Consider the following 16,780-nt stretch of genomic DNA (forward strand, 5'->3'; position numbering starts at 1 on the left):
ACCAGCGGCGCGCCGGCATAGAAGCGGATATGCGGCGGGCCGGTGACCAGCGGGTTATCCGCAAACTCGGGATCCGTCAGTGCATCGTGGACGACGAATATCTTGTCCTGGCGGATCGTGTGCCGGCAGAACGCAACCTCCCTTGGGGTCTCACTCACCTCCAGCCCGATCCGCGACTTGAACCATTGCCGCTTTTCGTCGAGCAGTGAAATAATGGCCATCGGCGTTTCGCAGATACGTGCGATCAGCTCTACGATCTCATCGAAACGGGATTCCGCCGCGGTGTCCATGATTTGGTAACTCGCCAGCGTCTCCAGCCGCAAACCTTCGGCATGGAAGCCGTTAAAGCTCGTTTCCTGCATGGGACTGTTCCGTCTTGATCAAAATTTGTTCGACGCAGGCCCGTTGCAAACGTTCGCCTGCCCGTCGGCCGGCTTCCAGGTCATTGCGCGCCTTCCAGGAGGCAACCGGTTCATTTATCCTGGTATACGCGGCAAGCATTTATGCGTGTAAGCTGTCTAAGAAAACATGCCCGCACGGCATTCAAATTCCTGCAACCTGAAAAAATGCAACTCATGAAACCTGAAGTCGTCGATACCCAGATTTCCCCGGAAGGCCGTCTCGACATCCTCTCCAAGTCGGAGGTCGCGAAACTCCTGGATACCAGCCAGGGCGGACTGTACTCCATCTTCCGGAACTGTTCCCTCGCCGTCCTGAATTGCGGCAACGCCCTCGACGACGGCAAGGAGCTCCTGGAGCGCTACAAGGCCTTCGAGATCAGCATCATCCAGCGCGAACGCGGCATCAAGCTCGATATCAAGAGTGCGCCCGCTAATGCCTTCGTCGACGGAAAGATGATCAAGGGGATCCACGAGCACCTGTTCGCCGTGCTGCGGGACGTGATTTATGTCAACGACGAGATCAACGGCAATCCCAAATTCGATCTCACCACGGCAGAAGGCGTGACGGACTCGGTCTTCCATATCCTGCGCAATGCCGGCGTGTTGCGCGCCACCACCAATCCGAACCTGGTGGTCTGCTGGGGCGGCCATTCGATCTCGCGCGAGGAATACGACTACTCGAAGAAGGTCGGCTACGAGCTCGGGCTGCGCGGCCTCGACATCTGTACCGGCTGCGGCCCCGGCGCCATGAAGGGCCCGATGAAGGGCGCGGCGGTGGCGCATTCCAAGCAGCGCATCGCCAACGGACGCTACCTCGGCATCACCGAACCGGGCATCATTGCCGCCGAATCGCCGAATCCGATCGTCAATGACCTGGTCATCATGCCGGACATCGAGAAGCGGCTGGAAGCCTTCGTCCGCGCCGGGCACGGGATCGTCGTGTTTCCCGGCGGCGCCGGCACGGCGGAAGAAATCCTGTACGTGCTCGGCATCCTGCTGCATCCGGACAACGCGGCGTTGCCCTTCCCCCTGATTTTCACCGGACCGGAGGCCGCCAAGGACTACTTCCTCCAGATCGACCAGTTCATCGGGGAAACTCTCGGGCCGGCGGCGCAGGCGCGCTATAAGATCATCATCAACGACCCGCAAAGCGTGGCGCAGGAAATGCACGCGGGGATCAAGGCAGTGCGCGAGTTCAGGAAGGAAACCAGCGACGCGTATTACTTCAACTGGCTGCTGAAGATCGACCACGAATTCCAGAAGCCCTTCCATCCCTCGCATGCCAACATGCGCAACCTGCACCTGCACAAGAACCAGGAGCGGCACCTGCTGGCGGCGAACCTGCGCCGGGCATTTTCGGGCGTGGTGGCGGGCAATGTGAAGGACCAGGGCATCCGCGCCATCGAGCAGCACGGCCGATTCCAGATCCATGGGGATGCAAGCATCATGGGGCCGATGGATGCGCTGCTGGCATCCTTCGTCGCGCAGCACCGCATGAAGCTGCCAGGCAAGAAGTACAACCCGTGCTACGAGATCATCAAGTGAACACCAGATGAATGGCGCCCCGCCTGCGGGTAATGCTGCCGTCATCCCGACGAAAGTCGGGATCCAGCGTCGTGCACGCATCATTTAACGACACTGGATTCCTGCTTTCGCAGGAATGACAGCCTTTATTTGCGGCCTTAAGTGATTACCCCACCCGCGAATGACGCTTTCGTCACACGGCGGTGGCAAGCGTGCCGGCGCCGAACAGCAGCGATTCCACCGCACGTTCGAAGACCGGCGCGTATTCCACGGGAATGATCGCTTCCTCGCGCAGCGCTTCCAGCAGCGCGGCGGGCGAATAGACGACCAGCGTCGATTTGCCGTCCTGCTTGAAAAGGTAGAGCGAGCGGTGCGTGCTGATCCACACCAGTTGCCCCGGCAGGTTGCTGCCGTCAGGCGCGCGGAAGGCCACGCGCGTGCCGAGCAGGTAGGTCTGTGCCAGGAATTCGCGATCCGCAGCGGTGGATGAGACAGTGTTGAAGCCGAGGTTGATGTCGGCCGCCGCGCCGCGGCGCCCGAAGACTTCCATGATGATTTCTTCGCGCGGAGGCGGCGGCTCGGGCAGCTCCCACGCCGCGCGTTCCCAGCTCAGCACCAGCCGCGAGAATTCCTTGCGCAAGTCTTCCAGCGCGATCTGCTCCTGCGCGCCCGGCTTTGGCTGGCTGCGCAGGACTTGCGTATGCATGTCGACCAGCATGTCCAGGATCTGCTTCGAATCCTCTTCCGGCAGCTGGATGATCTCCAGCGCCTTGCGCAGGCGCTTCACGAGGTCCGGCAGCAGGCGGATCAACACGGTGCGCTGCTGCGGCGACTTTTCCTGCACACTCCAGATCAGCTCGGGCAGGGCCGAGTGGAACTGGCGGAACATGCTGGCCGCATCGTCCTGGCTGACCTTGGCCTTCCAGTCCTGCCAGGCGGCATGCACGAGCACATGCGGCCACACCAGGATGATGATGTCGGAAATGCGTTTGTCCACGTTCAGCGGCACCAGCACATCGCACAAGGCTTTCGTCGTATTGGTCAGCAGGACGCTGAAGCGCTCCGCCTCTTCCACGGCTTCGATGCCGACGGCCGCCTGTCCGTCGTCCTTGCGCAAGAAGCCGGCGAGGAAATCCTCGAACTCGTGCACACAGTCGGAAAACACCCGGGTATCGGTATCGTATTCCGCGAGCACCTTGTCGACCACGCGCTCGATCTCCGCGGCCAGCGTCTTGCCGCGTGCCGAAGATGCATCGGTCCCCACGGCGGCGGTGCTCAGGCGGTTCAGCAGCAGGCGCGCCGGGTGGGTTTCATCCTGCATCAGGTCCTGGTCGAGCAAGGCCGCCTTGAGGATGGGCACCTGCAGGCGGCCGATATGGCGGCGCAGTTCGACGGGGACATGATCATCCTCGAGGATGAACTCGAAGAGCATGGACACGACGTCCACGGTCATCCTTTCCATCACCGACGCGCTGCCGAGATCCATGTGTTCGCGCAGGACCGGCAAGGCATTCTTGCCGGCCTCGACCTTGTCGGCGATCGGCTCGTGCCTTGCCGCCTTGTGCTGGAACTGGTTGAGCTTGGCCACCAGCGGGTTGGAGGGGATCTCGATGCCGCGCGCCTTGAGCGGATCGCCGTTCAGGCCGAAGGCGATGGACTTGGACGGCGTGAACATCTGGCGGATGAAATCCTCGACCGACTCGGGCTGGCTGCCCACAGGCGAGACGGCGGGCATCATGTTGCCCACGCTGCCCATATTGCCCACGCCGGCCGGCAATCCCTGCAGCGTCTCCAGCATGCGATGCAGGCCGGGCAGGACGCGCGAAGTCAGCGCCGGATCGACCGGCGGCGCCCCGAAATAGCGCTGGGTATGCGCGGCACGCGAGCGTTGCGCCTGGAACTTCCCGAACACCCCGGAAGACTCGAACACTTCGCGGATCGCGTTGTAATAGCCGGGCAGATGCTGGGCCAGCGCATTGGAAAGGTGCTCGAACAGCACCTTCGCCTTGTTCTCGTCGGTCGCTGTGTCCTTGATCGCTTCGTATAGTGCGCGCGCCAGCAGATAGGGACGGAAGGGATTTTCGCGCTCCTTGGCCTCGCGCTGGCCGTGCAACTGCGCGACGATCACGTTCAGGCGGCCGATGTTTTCTTCGTTCGCATCGCGCATGCGCTGGGTCAGGCGCCCGACTTCGATCTGGTGGTTCACCGCCTCGTCGTCGATCAGGGTGAGTTCGTCGGCCGACAGCTTGCGCATGCCGGGGCGCAGATCGACGTACATGGTCTGCATGGCGCGGTCGAGACTGTTCTTGAACAGCTCGTCGATGCGGCGCAGGAAGATGTTGCCATCCTGGCGCAGGAAATGCCGGACGGAAGTCAGCGCGGAATGGTCCAGGCCGGACTTGGCCTCGGCCAGCATCTCCACGATGTTCTTGTCGGTGTCTTGCATGGCGCGCTGCACAACGGAGAGGAATCCGAACAGCGCGCGTTCCTTCGCTGCCTGTAAAAGACGCTTGTATTCAGTATCGGCCATGCGTTCGACGGGGACGATTGTGCGATGTGTTATATATTATTCGCAAATCGCTAACAAAGTGCCTTCCGGAAATGGGAAACGGCAGGAATTCATTGACAGATGTCACGACGCTGTCAAAAAGCGACAGTTCTGCGCTTAAGCAGGGACCAGCAACGATAGTTGCTCTGCGTCAAGATAACGCCACTCGCCCTCTTCCAACCCCAGGTTTTCCAGCTTCAACTGCCCGATCGCCGTCCGTTGCAGCGCAGCACAATGATTGCCCGCCGCGGCCAGCATGCGCTTGACCTGGTGGTATTTGCCCTGCTCCAGCACGATCTCGATCCGATGCGTACCGACACGCCGGCAGGAAAGCGCGGCGATCGGTGCCGGTTCGTCGTGCAACTGCACGCCGGCAAGCAGGCGCTCGACCAGCGCGTCGGTGACCTCCTCGGCAGCGGTCGCAAGATAGAGCTTGGGCACGTGGCGCTTCGGCGAGGACTGGGCGTGAATGAACGCGCCGTCATCGGACAGCAGCAGCAGGCCTGTCGTGTCGTGGTCGAGGCGGCCGACCGGCTGCACGTCGCGCCAGGTGAATTGCTCCGGCAACAGCGTCAGTACGCCAGGATGATGGCTGGGCTTGCGCGAGCACTCGTATCCCGGCGGTTTGTTGAGGACGAGGTAGACATGCTCGCGGTAGTCCCATGTCTCGTCGAAGATGGTGAAGGCCAGCCCTTCCGTGTCGAAGCTTGCCCGATAGTCGGTTACCACGGTGCCGTTGACCGCCACTTCACCGTCCGCGATCAGTTCCCTGCACCATTTCCTGCTGCCGAATCCCTGCGATTGCAGGATGCGATCCAAAGTCTGTTTAGCCATCCCGGCACTCTACCAGATCGTGCCCGATCGCCCTGCAGCTACCGGCATTCAAAGGTATGATTTGTGTGACCAGAACTCACAAACCAACCGCCTTCCACGACGATGCCCGACGCCAACGAACCCCTGCTGGATGCCGCCCAGGCGGCTTTCATCCAGTCCGGCGTCGGACTGGGAATTGCCGCCAGCAGCGCTGACGCCGTCCCGGTGCATGTACGCGCCATCGGCTGCAAGGTGGCGCCGGATCGCGGCGAGGTCACGGTATTCGTGTCGTCGACGCAGGCCGCGCCCCTGCTTGAGTGCATGGGCGAGGAGTGCATCCTGGCAGCCGTGTTTACCCATCCCGCCTCGCATCGCACCCTGCAGCTCAAGGGACGGCGTTCACGCGTCGCTCCCTGTACGCCGGAGGATCTGCGCATCGTCGAGGCTTACCGCGACGCATTCTGCGCAATACTCGTACCGCTCGGTTTCGACGAAAAGCTGATTCGCACCCTGCTCGCCTGCGCGCCGGCGGATATCGTCGGCATCAGCCTCGTGCCGACGGAAGCCTATTCCCAGACACCGGGACCGAAGGCGGGCGAACGGCTCGGGAGATCCGCATGACGATCCGGCTGGAAGCGATCCGCGAATGTTTCGAGGGCGTGATCCCCGCCACCATGTCGACCGCTTCGCCGGATGGCACGCCGAACATTGCCTACCTCTCGCATGTGCAGTTCGTGGACAATGCACACGTGGCGCTGTCCTATCAGTTCTTCAACAAGACGCGCCAGAACATCATGGCCAACCCCCGCGCGTCGCTGCTGCTGACGCACCCGGTTACGGTCGCCCAGTACCGCCTCACCCTCGACTACCTGCACACCGAAACCTCCGGCCCGCTGTTCGAGGTGATGAAGGCCAAGCTGGCGGGCATCGCTTCGCACACCGGCATGAGCGGCGTGTTCCGCCTGCTCGGCTCGGACGTCTACCGGGTGCTCGACATCGAGCGGCTGGCGGGAGAGACGCTGCCGCCCGTCGCCCCGCACTGCAACCTGCTGTCGGCCCTGCGCGCCACCACCGCCCGCCTCGCCGCCTGCACCGACCTCGATCGCCTGCTGGCGGAACTGCTCGCCTGCCTGAAACAGCAGTTCAACATCCATCATGCGATGCTGCTCCTGCTCGACGCGCCCGGCGCGCGTCTCTACACCGTGGCTAGCACGGGCTATGAAGAATCCGGCGCCGGTTCCGAGATCCCGCTTGGCCAGGGCGTGATCGGCGTGGCGGCGCGAGAGCGCACACCGATCCGCATCGGCCACATGACCTCGGAGTACTCATACAGCCGCGCGGTGCGCGAAAGCGCGGAGAACAGCGACTGGGCAAGCGCGCTTGAAACCGCCATTCCCCTGCCCGGTCTGCCGGCGCCGCGCAGCCAGCTCGCGGTGCCGGTGCTCGCCGCGCAACGCCTGCTGGGTGTGCTCTATGTCGAAAGCCCGCTCGACCTGCGCTTTTCCTATGACGACGAAGACGCCCTGGTCAGCCTCGCCGCCCAGGTCGGCATGGCCATGCATATCCTGCAGACGGCCGAACCCGCGGAACCGGCGGAGGCCGCACCCGCCGCACCGCCGCCGCAACAAGGTGCTCCGCTCGTGATCCGCCATTTCGCGGAAAACGACAGCGTCTTCCTGGGCGACGACTACCTGATCAAGGGCGTGGCCGGCTCCGTGTTGTGGACGCTGCTGCGCGATTACGTCGACAAGGGCCGCACGGAATTCAGCAACCGCGAACTCCGCCTCGATGCCCGCGTGCGCCTGCCCGACGTCAGCGACAACCTCGAAGCTCGCCTGATCCTGCTCGGCAAGCGCCTGACTGACCGCGGGGCACCGATCCGCATCGAGAAAACCGGACGCGGCCGTTTCCGCCTGTGCGTGGACCGCCCGCTGGCGCTGCACGCCGCCTGACTCAACCTGTAAATTTTCCTCACGGTATGACCCACGATTTCCCTGAGCTCCCCCCCAAGCCTGTGCCGCCCGAAATACCGGATGATTCCGAGTGCTGCCGCAGCGGCTGCACACCCTGCGTGTTCGACCTCCATGCGGAGGCGATGGAACGCTACCGCGCGGAGCTGAAGGCATGGGAAGAAAAAATCGCCGCGCTCATGCAGGACGATAATGTCAACATGCCTTGAATGCATTCGAAGAGAGAATCGTAGGGTGGGTAGAGCGCAGCGAAACCCACGTGCAGACGTTGCCATGGCGCTTGGCGGGTTTCGCTTCGCTCTACCCTCCCTACACTCCTCTATGGCTCTTGCATCCGTTTGGAAACAACGCGGAATGACGAGCGCGCTCCCTTCCTAAAACTTCATTCAATTCATCTTAAAAAAACCTTAAACGCACGAACGGCCGTATTTTTCCGACTGCGTGCGCTTTAGACTTCGTCCCCTGCACTGCGCAATCGAGGCGCGCAATTCAACCACTGAGGGACGAACATGAGTGATATAGCGAAGGACACCAGCCCCGCATCCATGCTGGAATGCATGATGCTGATCCGGGCATACGAAGAGAAGGTCGCGGAGATGCATGCGGCCGGCAACATGGCGGGTACCTGCACCGCGGTCGGCCAGGAAGCGTCGGCTGTCGGCGTGGTGCGCGCATTGCGCGCGAACGACCGCATCCTCACCAACCACCGCAGCGTGGGGCACCTGCTCGCGCGCGGCGCGGATCCGGGGCGGATGATGGCGGAGGTGATGGGCCGCAGCACCGGGTACTGCAAGGGCAAGAGCGGTTCCCTGCATATCTCCGTGAAGGAACTCGGCGTCGTGCTGACCTCGACCATCGTCGGCGGCGAGCTTTCCCTCGCGACCGGCGTCGCCCTCTCGACCAAGATGCTGAAGGCGGACGGCATCGTCGCCTGCTTCTTCGGCGATGGCGCGGCCTGCGAAGGCATCTTCCATGAGTCGCTCAATCTCGCGTCGGTCTGGGACCTGCCTATCCTCTACGTATGCGAAAACAACCAGTGGCAAGCCTTCGTCCACCGCAAGGAGACCATGAACGTGGACCACGTCAGCACCTGGGCCAACAGCTATGGCATGGCAAGCCGCACGGTGGACGGCAACGATGTCGATGCGGTGTACGCCGCCGCGACCGAAGCCATTGCCACCATCCGCGCGACCGGCAAGCCCTTCCTCCTCGAAACCTATACCTACCGCCTGCGCGGCCACGTCGAGCCGGACGACCAGTCCTATGTCGACCCGAAGGAGCTGGAGGCATGGCGCGCCAAGGATCCGATCGCCAAGAGCACCGCGCGCCTGCTTGCCGGCGGCGCCCTCACAACGGACAGCCTCGCGGCAATGGAAGAGCGCGTGGCGGCGGCCGTCGAGCGCGCGGTTTCCTTCGCCGTCGATTCACCCTTCCCGGCCCTGTCCGAACTCACCACCGACGTTTACGCTTAAGGAGCACACTCATGCCACAGATTACTGTCAATGAAGCCATCGACCAGGCGCTGGCCGAGGAAATGCGCCGCGATGGGCGCGTGCTGATGTTCGGCGAAGGCGTCGCCACGAAGCGCAAGGAACTGGTGCAGGAATTCGGTCCGCTGCGGGTGCGCAATACGCCGCTCGCCGAAGGCATCATCGCCGGCACGGCAGCGGGTGCGGCGGCGACCGGACTGCGTCCGGTGGTCGACATGCTGTTCGCGCCCTTCCTCTGCTTCGCCATGGACGAGATCGTCAACAGCGCGGGCAAGCTGCGCTATATGTCGGGCGGCCAGTTCGAATTTCCGATGGTGGTGCTGTCCATGACCGGTGCCGGATGGACCGTCGGCGCGCAGCACAACCACAACCTCGAAGCGTGGTTCGTGCACAGCCCCGGACTGAAGGTGGTGATGCCGTCGAACGCAGCAGACTTCAAGGGACTGCTCAAGGCGGCGATCCGCGACGACAACCCGGTGCTGTTCTTTGTCGACATGCCGCTCGGTTACACGCCGGGCGAGGTGCCCGAAGGCGAGCACGTCGTCCCGCTGGGCAAGGCGGCGATCCGCCGCAAGGGCACGGATGTCACCATCATTTCCTACGCCAAGATGGTCGACACCTGCATGCAGGCGGCGTCGCAGCTTGCCGAGCGCGGCATCGAGGCGGAAGTGATCGACCTGCGCACGCTCAAGCCGCTGGACGAAGAGGCCATCCTGCGCTCGGTCCGCAAGACGGGGCGCGTGATCGTGGTGCATGAGGCCAGCCGCATGTGCGGCGTGGGTGCGGAGATCAGTGCCATCGTGGCGGAACATGCGTTCGACGCGCTCAAGGCACCGGTCGTGCGGCTGACGGGGCCGGACGCGCCGGCGCCTTCGAGCTATCCCCTCGAACAGGCATTCCTGCCGCAAGTGGATGCGATCGCCGCGGCAGCGCTGCGCCTCGCCGCTGAAGAAGAACAACTGGCCTGACTGGATAAGGAAAGGAAAACCGCATCATGCACGCCACTCAATCGCTGTCCCGGCATGAATTCTCCTCAACCGGCGCGCTCTGGCTCAAGCTCTCCGTGCTTTACCTGATCGTGGGAGTCGGGCTGGGCATCATGATGGGCGCCAGCGAAAACTTCACCATGCGTCCGGTGCATGCCCACGTGAACCTGCTGGGATGGGCGACGATGGCGCTCGCCGGGCTGGTGTACAGCATCTATCCGGCCGCGGGAGAAAGCCGGCTGGGGCGGGCGCACTTCTGGCTGCACAACATCTCGTTGCCGGTGATGGCGATCGCTCTGTCCTTTGTCGTGACAGGCACGCGAAGCGTGATCCCGGTGCTCGCTGCGGCGGAGATTGTTGCGGCGATCGGCGTGCTGGTTTTTGCGGCCAACCTTTTCCTCAACCTGAGGAAGTAGGAAGCATCAGGCGCAGGCGAGGCTGCGCTCTTCCACGGCGATGCACTCCACCCGCATCGCCTGCTGCAACGACGGCAGCGATCCGCCCGCGCGATACTGAAACGCGACGCGTACCGTATCACCCGCCCTCACCCCCACCGCCTCTTCCAGCGGCAGCACCATGTAATGGTTCAGCCAGTCGATGGTGCTGCCCTGCTTCATCAGCACGGCGAGGATATTCTTGGTGATGAAACGCAGCGCATTGACCCTGCCGGACTGCGCCATGGTGAAACGCCCTTCCCACTGGATCGTCTCGCCGGTGTCCTGGCTGAAGTCGAGCACGCTGTAGACAGCAGGCTGCGCCAGTTCGAGGCTGCCATGCTGGATGACTGAGGGCTCCTGGAACTGGACGATGGGTGCCTGGTAGCCGTTGAAGTCGTAGTCCTGCTGCAGCGGCTGCACTGCCATGATGGCCGCCTCGGGGATGAACACCGGCAGCTTGTCGCCGAAGCGCGCGCGGTAGCGGCGCTTGAACGACTCGATCATCTGTACCTGTTTTTCGCGCAGCATGCCGACGTGGATCATTTCGCAGATCACCACGTCCACCGGCTCCGGCGGCAGGTAGTCGAAGGCGTCGGCGTGGATCACTTCCACCTTGTGGCCGCCGTGGTTGCGGGCCAGGAGCCGGCGCGCTTCAGCGACCAGTTCGGGATTGAATTCCACGCACCAGACCTTCTCCGCACGGGCAGAGGCAAACCAGGAAAGCACCCCGGTCCCGCCGCCCAGCTCCAGCACTTTCGCGCCCGGAAAGACGACGGCATCGATTGCCGCCTGGAAGCCATCCATGCGCCGCGCGTCCATCAGCATGTTGTGGTGATAGTGCAGCGGGATGAATTGCCCGAGGTAGCAGCTCTCGATTTCGCGTTCGGTCAGCATGGGTGTTCCTTCTTGTCATGGAGTCATGCCCATTATCTCCGGCTGCCATGAAACCAATTTGGCAAGATGCGCCCGAATTGCCGCGCTGTTTACCCATTTCGGTGCAGGTGGCACGGGGTTTGCATAATTACCCTTGACCTGGCTCAATTCAAGGCCATAACAACAATTTTTTCTCTAAGTTTGGAAAAGGGTTCGAGAATGATCCTCCACCGACTCAACGCAGCCGATACCACGCAACCCCTCCCGTTCCCGCCGTCGCAGACGAGCGCGACCGTCCATGAGCTGCGCGCCCGCTGCTCTGCCTGCAGCATGCACCAGCTGTGCCTGCCGATGGGACTGAACGAGATGGATATGGCGAAGCTGGATCAGATCATCGGCCGCCGCCGCAAGGTACCGCGCGACGCCCACCTGTATCGCGTCGGCGATCCCTTTACCAACCTGTACGCGATCCGCCTGGGCCACTTCAAGACCCATCAAATCAACCCGAGCGGCGACCAGCAGATCACCGGCTTCCAGATGGCCGGCGAGTTGCTCGGCCTCGACGCCATCAGCACCGACCGCCACCATTGCAATGCGATCGCGCTGGAAGACAGCGAAGTCTGCGAGATTCCGTTCGCCCGGCTGGAAGCCCTGTTTGCCGAAATGCCAACATTGCTGCACCACTTCCACCGGATGATGAGCCAGGAGATCACGCGCGAGCAGAGCGTCATGCTTTTGCTGGGAAATATGCGTGCGGAGCAGCGTTTCGCCGCCTTCCTGACGAATCTGTCCGCACGTTATTCGGCGCGCGGCTATTCCTCCACCAGCTTCCAGCTGCGGATGACGCGTGAAGAAATCGGAAATTATCTCGGCCTGACCATCGAAAGCATCAGCCGCCTGCTCTCCAAGTTCAAGAAGCAGGGCTGGATCAAGGTCAACAACCGCGAGCTGGAACTGCTCGACCCGCCTACCCTGAAGGCCGTCGCGCAAGGCACCCAAAGCTGCGCCTGAGCCAGGCAGGCGCATGAAAAAGGCGAGGGAATCCCTCGCCTTTCTTTTTTTACAAGCCCCGGAAGCTGCCCTTGCCTGCCGGGCGCTCGTTCGGCACCCCGATCAGGTAGTAGGTGAGCATGCTGGCCAGTGCGCAGAACATCCAGAAGCAGAAGAAGCCGATACTGTAGACCGTCAGCGGGGTGATATCCGGATAAGTTCCGAACAGCGACAAGTCATAGGGATCGAACATCGAGAAGAAAAACCCCTCGGCCACGATCGCCACCAGAAACGACGGCCACAAGACGACCATCATCAGTCGCGCCATCCACCTACCCTCCTTTCACTCCGAACAAACGGCGTAAACCTTCCACCGGGTTCCAGCCGGCTGCTCCCACTTTCGAACTATTGACATTCCCGATTTCGGGAACGCCATTCACGAGAATGAGAACGCCGATCTGCGGATATTGTGCACCAGCATTTAATTTGTTGCCAGAAGTCGGACAATATCCTACGTCGGAGTTAGCGACGGACCGTCGGGTCCGCCGCCATTTCCACCTGTTGCTGCTGCGGCCACATCCACTCGCCGGCCAGGCGCCAGTCGCGCTGCTCGCCTTCGACCACCACGTTCCAGCGGGCGATGTCCAGCATCGGGACGGCGATGGCAAAGCTGCCCTGCCGGTCGGCCTGGGTCTCGAGTTTCAGATCCTTCAAGGGCTGCGTCGAGTGCACCAGGCTCACGTACAGCTTGCCCGCGAACGGCTGTTTCTGGCTGCGGACGGTGCCGACCAGCTTGCCGCTCGCCGGATCGTAGCGCAGCGAGGCATCCAGTTCCATCGCCGCCGCCTTGCGGTCGCGGCTCAGGTCCTGGTTGATGGCCTTGCCCTGCTTGTAGTAATCGTCGACCACCAGCGCATCGGGGTGGGCGAACGCCAGGTAGGTGGTGTAGATACCGGCGACCACCACCAGCGCGGGGCCCATCATCAGCAGCCAGGGCCAGCGGTGCTTGTACCAGGGCTTTTGCGCGGTCATCTTGTGCGGCATTGCTGCGGCTTGCATGTGATCTCCTTCGTTCCTTAGCGCGGCACGATGAATACCGCTTTTTCCTTCACGTGCAGGCGTTCTTCGTCGAGCGCCTGCAATTCAAATGCGATCTTGTTCGAACCCTTTTCGCCCTTGCCCGGGCCGATGCGCACGCGTACCGGCACGGCGCGCGATTCGGTGGCATCCAGTTCGACCACTTCCGGCGTGGAGAGTGCGATCGAATCGATGCCCGTGACACTCAGCTTGTACTTGTGCGGCTTCTCGTCGGTGTTCATGATCTGCAGGCGGTACACGTTCTCGATCATGCCATCCTCGACTTCGCGCCCCATCGAGCCGCGGTCGCGGATTACGTCCATCTTCAGCGGCGTGCGCGTGGCGAGCGAACCGGCGAACACGGCAATGACGGCGGTGAGGATCGCGGTATAGATCAGCACCCGCGGACGCAATGCACGCTTGCGGATCTCCTTGTCCGACAGCTTGTTGCGCATCGCGTTGTCGGTCGAGTAGCGGATCAGGCCGCGCGGAGCGCCGACCTTGTCCATCACGGTGTTGCAGGCATCGATACAGGCGGCGCAGCCGATGCATTCATACTGCAGGCCATTGCGGATATCGATGCCGGTCGGGCAGACCTGGACGCACATCGAGCAATCGATGCAATCGCCGAGCGTGGATTTGGACGCCGTCTTGCTGCGCGCACCGCGGGGCTCGCCGCGCTCCTTGTCGTAGGTGATGATGAGCGTGTCCGAATCGAACATCGAGCTCTGGAAGCGCGCGTAGGGGCACATGTAGGTGCACACCTGCTCGCGCAGCCAGCCGGCATTGCCATAGGTGGCGAAGCCGTAGAACAGCACCCAGAACCACTCCCAGGGGCCGAGGCCCAGCGACAGCAGCGAGACGGTCAGCTCGTCGATCGGCGTGAAGTAGCCGACGAAGGTAAAGCCGGTCCACAGCGAGAGCAGGCCCCAGGCCAGGTGCTTGGCCGATTTCTTGGCGAACTTCTCCACCGACATCGGCTGCTTGTCGAGACGCATGCGGGCGCTGCGGGTGCCCTCGATCTTGTTCTCGATCCACATGAAGATTTCGGTGTAGACCGTCTGCGGGCAGGAGTAGCCGCACCACAGTCGCCCGCCCACGGCGGTGAACAGGAACAGCGCGGACGCGCAGATGATCAGCAGCAGCGCAAGATAGATGAAATCCTGCGGCCACAGCACGATGCCGAAAATATAGAACTTGCGGGCGGTGAGATCGAACAGCACGGCCTGGCGGTCGTTCCACGACAGCCACGGCAGCCCGTAGTACACGATCTGCGTCAGCCAGACGCAGACCCAGCGCCAGCTGGCATACCAACCCTTGATTTCGCGGGGATAGATTTCTTCCCGCGCCTTGTACATCCGAACAACTGAAACCTTTGGTGCCGGTTCGCCCATTGTCTGACTCTCTTAAGCTTTATTTCATAAGGGACCGAAATGGTACCTTATGAAATAAGCATGGCGGCGGTCTTCTGCCGCCATGCGATGCTGGATCATCCAAGAATCGTAGGGTGGGTAGAGCGCAGCGAAACCCACCGGAACAACCTCATCTGATCGCAAGGTGGGTTTCGCTTCGCTCTACCCACCCTACAGTCCTCTACGCTTTTACTTCTGTGCCACCGAGGTGCCGTTGTTGGAGAGGCTCCAGACATAGGCGGCCAGCAGGTGGACCTTGTCTTCGCCAAGGAATTCCTTGAACGGAGGCATGGTGTTGGTACGGCCCTTGCGGATGGTTTCCATGATGGTTTCCGCACCGCCGCCATACAGCCAGGTCTTGTCCGCGAGGTTCGGGGCGCCCATTGCCTGGTTGCCCTGGCCGTTCGCGCCGTGGCAGGCTGCGCAGGCACCGAACTTGTCCTTGCCGAACGAAGCCTTGATCGGGTCCGCGGTCGAGCCGGACAGGCTCAGCACGTAATGCGCCACCGCTTCCACGTCCTTGTCGCCGCCCACGGCCGCGCCCATCGGGGGCATCATGCCGTTGCGGCCGTTCAGGATGGTGGTCTTGATCACTTCCGGATCGCCGCCGTACAGCCAGTCCTTGTCGGTCAGGTTCGGATAGCCCTTGTTACCGCGGGCGTCGGAACCATGGCACTGCGAACAGTAGGTCAGGAACAGGCGCTCGCCGATGGCGTGAGCCTGCGGGTCTGCCGCCACGGTCTTGAGGTCTTGCGCCTGGTACTTGGCGAAGATCGGACCGAAGTCGGCATCCGCCTTCTTGAGCTCTGCCTGGTACTCGCTGGTGGATGCCCAGCCGAGCTGGCCCTTGAAGGAACCCAGGCCCGGGTACAGGACGAGATAGACGGCGCCGAAGACGATGGTGATGTAGAACAGCCACATCCACCAGCGCGGCATCGGGTTGTTCAGCTCGGACAAGCCTTCGTCCCAGCTATGGCCGGTGGTCTCGGCCTCCTTGCCTGCCTCGACGACGATCTTGGACTTGGACTGCGCCCACAGCAGGATGCCGCAGCCGGCGATGCCGAGGATCGTCAGGACCGCGACGTAGATACTCCAGAATTCACTTGTAAAGTCAGCCATGTTGTTTCTCCGCAGCTTGCATTTGTTCGTCAGCGAACGGCAGGTTGGCTGCCGCTTCGAAGTCTGCGCTGCGACGCGCGCTGTATGCCCACCATACGATGCCGATGAAGGACAGGAAGCTCAGCACGGTCACGATTGTGCGCGCATCCATGATCAGGTGTTCGACGTTCATGATTACCTCTTCGCCTTGATCTGGATGCCCAGGCCTTGCAGGTATGCGACGAGCGCATCCTGTTCGGTCTTGCCTTCGAGCTGCTTGGGCGCGTCGGCGATTTCCTGGTCGCTGTACGGATGGCCGAGCTTGCGCAGCGCGATCATCTTCGGCGCGACCGATTGCGGATCGAGCTTGGTCGTGGCAAGCCACGGATAACCCGGCATGTTCGACTCCGGCACCACGGCGCGCGGGTTGTCGAGGTGGGTACGGTGCCATTCGTCGCTGTAGCGGCCGCCCACGCGTGCCAGGTCCGGGCCGGTACGCTTGGAGCCCCACTGGAACGGACGGTCGTACACGAACTCGGCAGCGACCGAGTAGTGGCCGTAACGCTCGGTTTCGGCGCGGAACGGACGGATCATCTGCGAGTGGCAGTTGTAGCAGCCTTCGCGGATGTACACGTCGCGGCCGGCCAGGCGCAGCGCGGAGTACGGCTGCAGGCCCGCGACCGGTTCCGTGGTCGACTTCTGGAAGAACAGCGGAACGATCTCGACCAGGCCGCCGACGCTCACGACGAGGAGAATCATGGCCATCAGCAGCCAGGGATTCTTCTCGATCATTTCATGGGTAAATTTCTTCATGTTTGCTCCTTGATTCAAGCGTGCGACGCGAGTGCCGGGATGCGCGTATCAACGGCCTTGGCGCCGCGCACGGTCATCAGCGTGTTGTAGGCCATGATCACCATACCGGTCAGGTACAGCAGGCCGCCCGCGAATCGGATCACGTAGTACGGATAGGTTGCCTTGACGGACTCGACGAAGGTGTAGGTCAGGGTACCGTCGGCATTGACCGCGCGCCACATCAGGCCCTGCATCACGCCGGCGATCCACATGGCAGCGATGTAAAGCACGATGCCGATAGTCGCCACCCAGAAGTGGACTTCGATCAGGCGGGTGCTGTGCATTTCCTTCTTGCCGAACAGGCGCGGC

General features: G+C 62.3%; 19 protein-coding genes. 8 read left to right on the forward strand and 11 right to left on the reverse strand.

The genetic code is table 11. From position 1 onward, the window contains the following. A partial coding sequence (locus tag VFF99_RS12125; RefSeq protein WP_325018209.1) for a GAF domain-containing protein occupies positions 1-362 on the reverse strand: 362 nt, incomplete at its 3' end. 213 nt (positions 363-575) lie between these two features. Between VFF99_RS12125 and ppnN the strand changes: the two genes are divergently transcribed. Next, the gene (ppnN, locus tag VFF99_RS12130) at positions 576-1,946 is read left to right on the forward strand and encodes a nucleotide 5'-monophosphate nucleosidase PpnN (RefSeq protein ID WP_325018211.1); all 1,371 of its coding nucleotides are present in this window, start codon (positions 576-578) and stop codon (positions 1,944-1,946) included. 172 nt (positions 1,947-2,118) lie between these two features. Here the strand turns inward: ppnN and VFF99_RS12135 are convergent, their stop codons facing one another. Both VFF99_RS12135 and VFF99_RS12140 read right to left on the reverse strand, forming a co-directional pair. Next, positions 2,119-4,455 (reverse strand): DUF1631 family protein, encoded by a 2,337-nt coding sequence (locus tag VFF99_RS12135; protein ID WP_325018213.1) that lies wholly within the window; start codon positions 4,453-4,455, stop codon positions 2,119-2,121. A gap of 135 nt (positions 4,456-4,590) precedes the next feature. Continuing rightward, complete coding sequence (locus tag VFF99_RS12140; protein ID WP_325018215.1) at positions 4,591-5,307, reverse strand: pseudouridine synthase; 717 nt, start codon at positions 5,305-5,307, stop codon at positions 4,591-4,593. 102 nt (positions 5,308-5,409) lie between these two features. Here VFF99_RS12140 and VFF99_RS12145 point away from each other — a divergent pair, with 102 nt between their 5' ends. The 6 genes from VFF99_RS12145 (at position 5,410) to VFF99_RS12170 (ending at position 10,148) form a co-directional block, all read left to right on the forward strand. Beyond that, positions 5,410-5,907, forward strand: coding sequence for a hypothetical protein (locus tag VFF99_RS12145; RefSeq protein WP_325018216.1), 498 nt, complete (start codon positions 5,410-5,412; stop codon positions 5,905-5,907). Beyond that, entirely contained in the window at positions 5,904-7,238 is a 1,335-nt protein-coding gene (locus VFF99_RS12150; protein ID WP_325018218.1) for a GAF domain-containing protein, read from the forward strand. Before VFF99_RS12145 ends, VFF99_RS12150 begins: the two co-directional genes overlap by 4 nt. Before the next feature lie 26 nt (positions 7,239-7,264). After that, complete coding sequence (locus tag VFF99_RS12155; RefSeq protein WP_325018220.1) at positions 7,265-7,465, forward strand: oxidoreductase-like domain-containing protein; 201 nt, start codon at positions 7,265-7,267, stop codon at positions 7,463-7,465. A gap of 300 nt (positions 7,466-7,765) precedes the next feature. After that, positions 7,766-8,728 carry a thiamine pyrophosphate-dependent dehydrogenase E1 component subunit alpha gene (locus tag VFF99_RS12160; protein ID WP_325018222.1) on the forward strand — a complete coding sequence of 321 codons (963 nt, stop codon included), beginning with the start codon at positions 7,766-7,768 and terminating at the stop codon, positions 8,726-8,728. 11 nt (positions 8,729-8,739) lie between these two features. Continuing rightward, positions 8,740-9,714: an alpha-ketoacid dehydrogenase subunit beta gene (locus VFF99_RS12165; protein ID WP_325018224.1), complete on the forward strand. Its 975-nt coding sequence runs from the start codon at positions 8,740-8,742 to the stop codon at positions 9,712-9,714. Positions 9,715-9,740: 26 nt separating this feature from the next. After that, complete coding sequence (locus VFF99_RS12170) at positions 9,741-10,148, forward strand: hypothetical protein (RefSeq protein ID WP_325018226.1); 408 nt, start codon at positions 9,741-9,743, stop codon at positions 10,146-10,148. A gap of 6 nt (positions 10,149-10,154) precedes the next feature. Here the strand turns inward: VFF99_RS12170 and VFF99_RS12175 are convergent, their stop codons facing one another. After that, positions 10,155-11,063, reverse strand: coding sequence for a methyltransferase domain-containing protein (locus VFF99_RS12175; protein ID WP_325018228.1), 909 nt, complete (start codon positions 11,061-11,063; stop codon positions 10,155-10,157). Positions 11,064-11,261: 198 nt separating this feature from the next. On the opposite strand from VFF99_RS12175, the gene fnr reads away from it, so the two are divergent. Beyond that, positions 11,262-12,053: a fumarate/nitrate reduction transcriptional regulator Fnr gene (gene fnr, locus VFF99_RS12180; protein WP_325018230.1), complete on the forward strand. Its 792-nt coding sequence runs from the start codon at positions 11,262-11,264 to the stop codon at positions 12,051-12,053. Positions 12,054-12,102: 49 nt separating this feature from the next. Here the strand turns inward: fnr and VFF99_RS12185 are convergent, their stop codons facing one another. The 7 genes from VFF99_RS12185 to VFF99_RS12215 form a co-directional block, all read right to left on the reverse strand. Continuing rightward, positions 12,103-12,360 (reverse strand): hypothetical protein, encoded by a 258-nt coding sequence (locus tag VFF99_RS12185; protein ID WP_325018232.1) that lies wholly within the window; start codon positions 12,358-12,360, stop codon positions 12,103-12,105. 194 nt (positions 12,361-12,554) lie between these two features. Next, positions 12,555-13,091 carry a FixH family protein gene (locus VFF99_RS12190; protein ID WP_325018233.1) on the reverse strand — a complete coding sequence of 179 codons (537 nt, stop codon included), beginning with the start codon at positions 13,089-13,091 and terminating at the stop codon, positions 12,555-12,557. A 17-nt stretch (positions 13,092-13,108) separates the two neighbouring features. Then, a complete protein-coding gene (gene ccoG, locus VFF99_RS12195) occupies positions 13,109-14,503 on the reverse strand; it encodes a cytochrome c oxidase accessory protein CcoG (RefSeq protein WP_325018235.1) in 1,395 nt (464 codons plus the stop codon). Between the two features lie 207 nt (positions 14,504-14,710). Beyond that, a complete protein-coding gene (ccoP, locus tag VFF99_RS12200) occupies positions 14,711-15,640 on the reverse strand; it encodes a cytochrome-c oxidase, cbb3-type subunit III (RefSeq protein ID WP_325018237.1) in 930 nt (309 codons plus the stop codon). Beyond that, positions 15,633-15,812: a cbb3-type cytochrome c oxidase subunit 3 gene (locus VFF99_RS12205; protein WP_325018239.1), complete on the reverse strand. Its 180-nt coding sequence runs from the start codon at positions 15,810-15,812 to the stop codon at positions 15,633-15,635. Before VFF99_RS12205 ends, ccoP begins: the two co-directional genes overlap by 8 nt. A gap of 2 nt (positions 15,813-15,814) precedes the next feature. Next, positions 15,815-16,432, reverse strand: coding sequence for a cytochrome-c oxidase, cbb3-type subunit II (gene ccoO / locus VFF99_RS12210; RefSeq protein ID WP_325018241.1), 618 nt, complete (start codon positions 16,430-16,432; stop codon positions 15,815-15,817). Positions 16,433-16,446: 14 nt separating this feature from the next. Continuing rightward, a partial coding sequence (locus VFF99_RS12215) for a cbb3-type cytochrome c oxidase subunit I (protein WP_325018243.1) occupies positions 16,447-16,780 on the reverse strand: 334 nt, incomplete at its 5' end.

Origin of the sequence: Noviherbaspirillum sp. (genome assembly GCF_035654295.1) — a bacterium.
Classification (GTDB): domain Bacteria; phylum Pseudomonadota; class Gammaproteobacteria; order Burkholderiales; family Burkholderiaceae_D; genus Noviherbaspirillum.

What these genes read in the sequence shown, in the direction of transcription:
- ppnN (WP_325018211.1), top strand. Translation starts at nt 576, where the DNA reads ATGAAACCTGAAGTCGTCGATACCCAGATTTCCCCGGAAGGCCGTCTC.
- VFF99_RS12135 (WP_325018213.1), bottom strand. Translation starts at nt 4,455, where the DNA reads ATGGCCGATACTGAATACAAGCGTCTTTTACAGGCAGCGAAGGAACGC.
- VFF99_RS12140 (WP_325018215.1), bottom strand. Translation starts at nt 5,307, where the DNA reads ATGGCTAAACAGACTTTGGATCGCATCCTGCAATCGCAGGGATTCGGC.
- VFF99_RS12145 (WP_325018216.1), top strand. Translation starts at nt 5,410, where the DNA reads ATGCCCGACGCCAACGAACCCCTGCTGGATGCCGCCCAGGCGGCTTTC.
- VFF99_RS12150 (WP_325018218.1), top strand. Translation starts at nt 5,904, where the DNA reads ATGACGATCCGGCTGGAAGCGATCCGCGAATGTTTCGAGGGCGTGATC.
- VFF99_RS12155 (WP_325018220.1), top strand. Translation starts at nt 7,265, where the DNA reads ATGACCCACGATTTCCCTGAGCTCCCCCCCAAGCCTGTGCCGCCCGAA.
- VFF99_RS12160 (WP_325018222.1), top strand. Translation starts at nt 7,766, where the DNA reads ATGAGTGATATAGCGAAGGACACCAGCCCCGCATCCATGCTGGAATGC.
- VFF99_RS12165 (WP_325018224.1), top strand. Translation starts at nt 8,740, where the DNA reads ATGCCACAGATTACTGTCAATGAAGCCATCGACCAGGCGCTGGCCGAG.
- VFF99_RS12170 (WP_325018226.1), top strand. Translation starts at nt 9,741, where the DNA reads ATGCACGCCACTCAATCGCTGTCCCGGCATGAATTCTCCTCAACCGGC.
- VFF99_RS12175 (WP_325018228.1), bottom strand. Translation starts at nt 11,063, where the DNA reads ATGCTGACCGAACGCGAAATCGAGAGCTGCTACCTCGGGCAATTCATC.
- fnr (WP_325018230.1), top strand. Translation starts at nt 11,262, where the DNA reads ATGATCCTCCACCGACTCAACGCAGCCGATACCACGCAACCCCTCCCG.
- VFF99_RS12185 (WP_325018232.1), bottom strand. Translation starts at nt 12,360, where the DNA reads ATGGCGCGACTGATGATGGTCGTCTTGTGGCCGTCGTTTCTGGTGGCG.
- VFF99_RS12190 (WP_325018233.1), bottom strand. Translation starts at nt 13,091, where the DNA reads ATGCAAGCCGCAGCAATGCCGCACAAGATGACCGCGCAAAAGCCCTGG.
- ccoG (WP_325018235.1), bottom strand. Translation starts at nt 14,503, where the DNA reads ATGGGCGAACCGGCACCAAAGGTTTCAGTTGTTCGGATGTACAAGGCG.
- ccoP (WP_325018237.1), bottom strand. Translation starts at nt 15,640, where the DNA reads ATGGCTGACTTTACAAGTGAATTCTGGAGTATCTACGTCGCGGTCCTG.
- VFF99_RS12205 (WP_325018239.1), bottom strand. Translation starts at nt 15,812, where the DNA reads ATGAACGTCGAACACCTGATCATGGATGCGCGCACAATCGTGACCGTG.
- ccoO (WP_325018241.1), bottom strand. Translation starts at nt 16,432, where the DNA reads ATGAAGAAATTTACCCATGAAATGATCGAGAAGAATCCCTGGCTGCTG.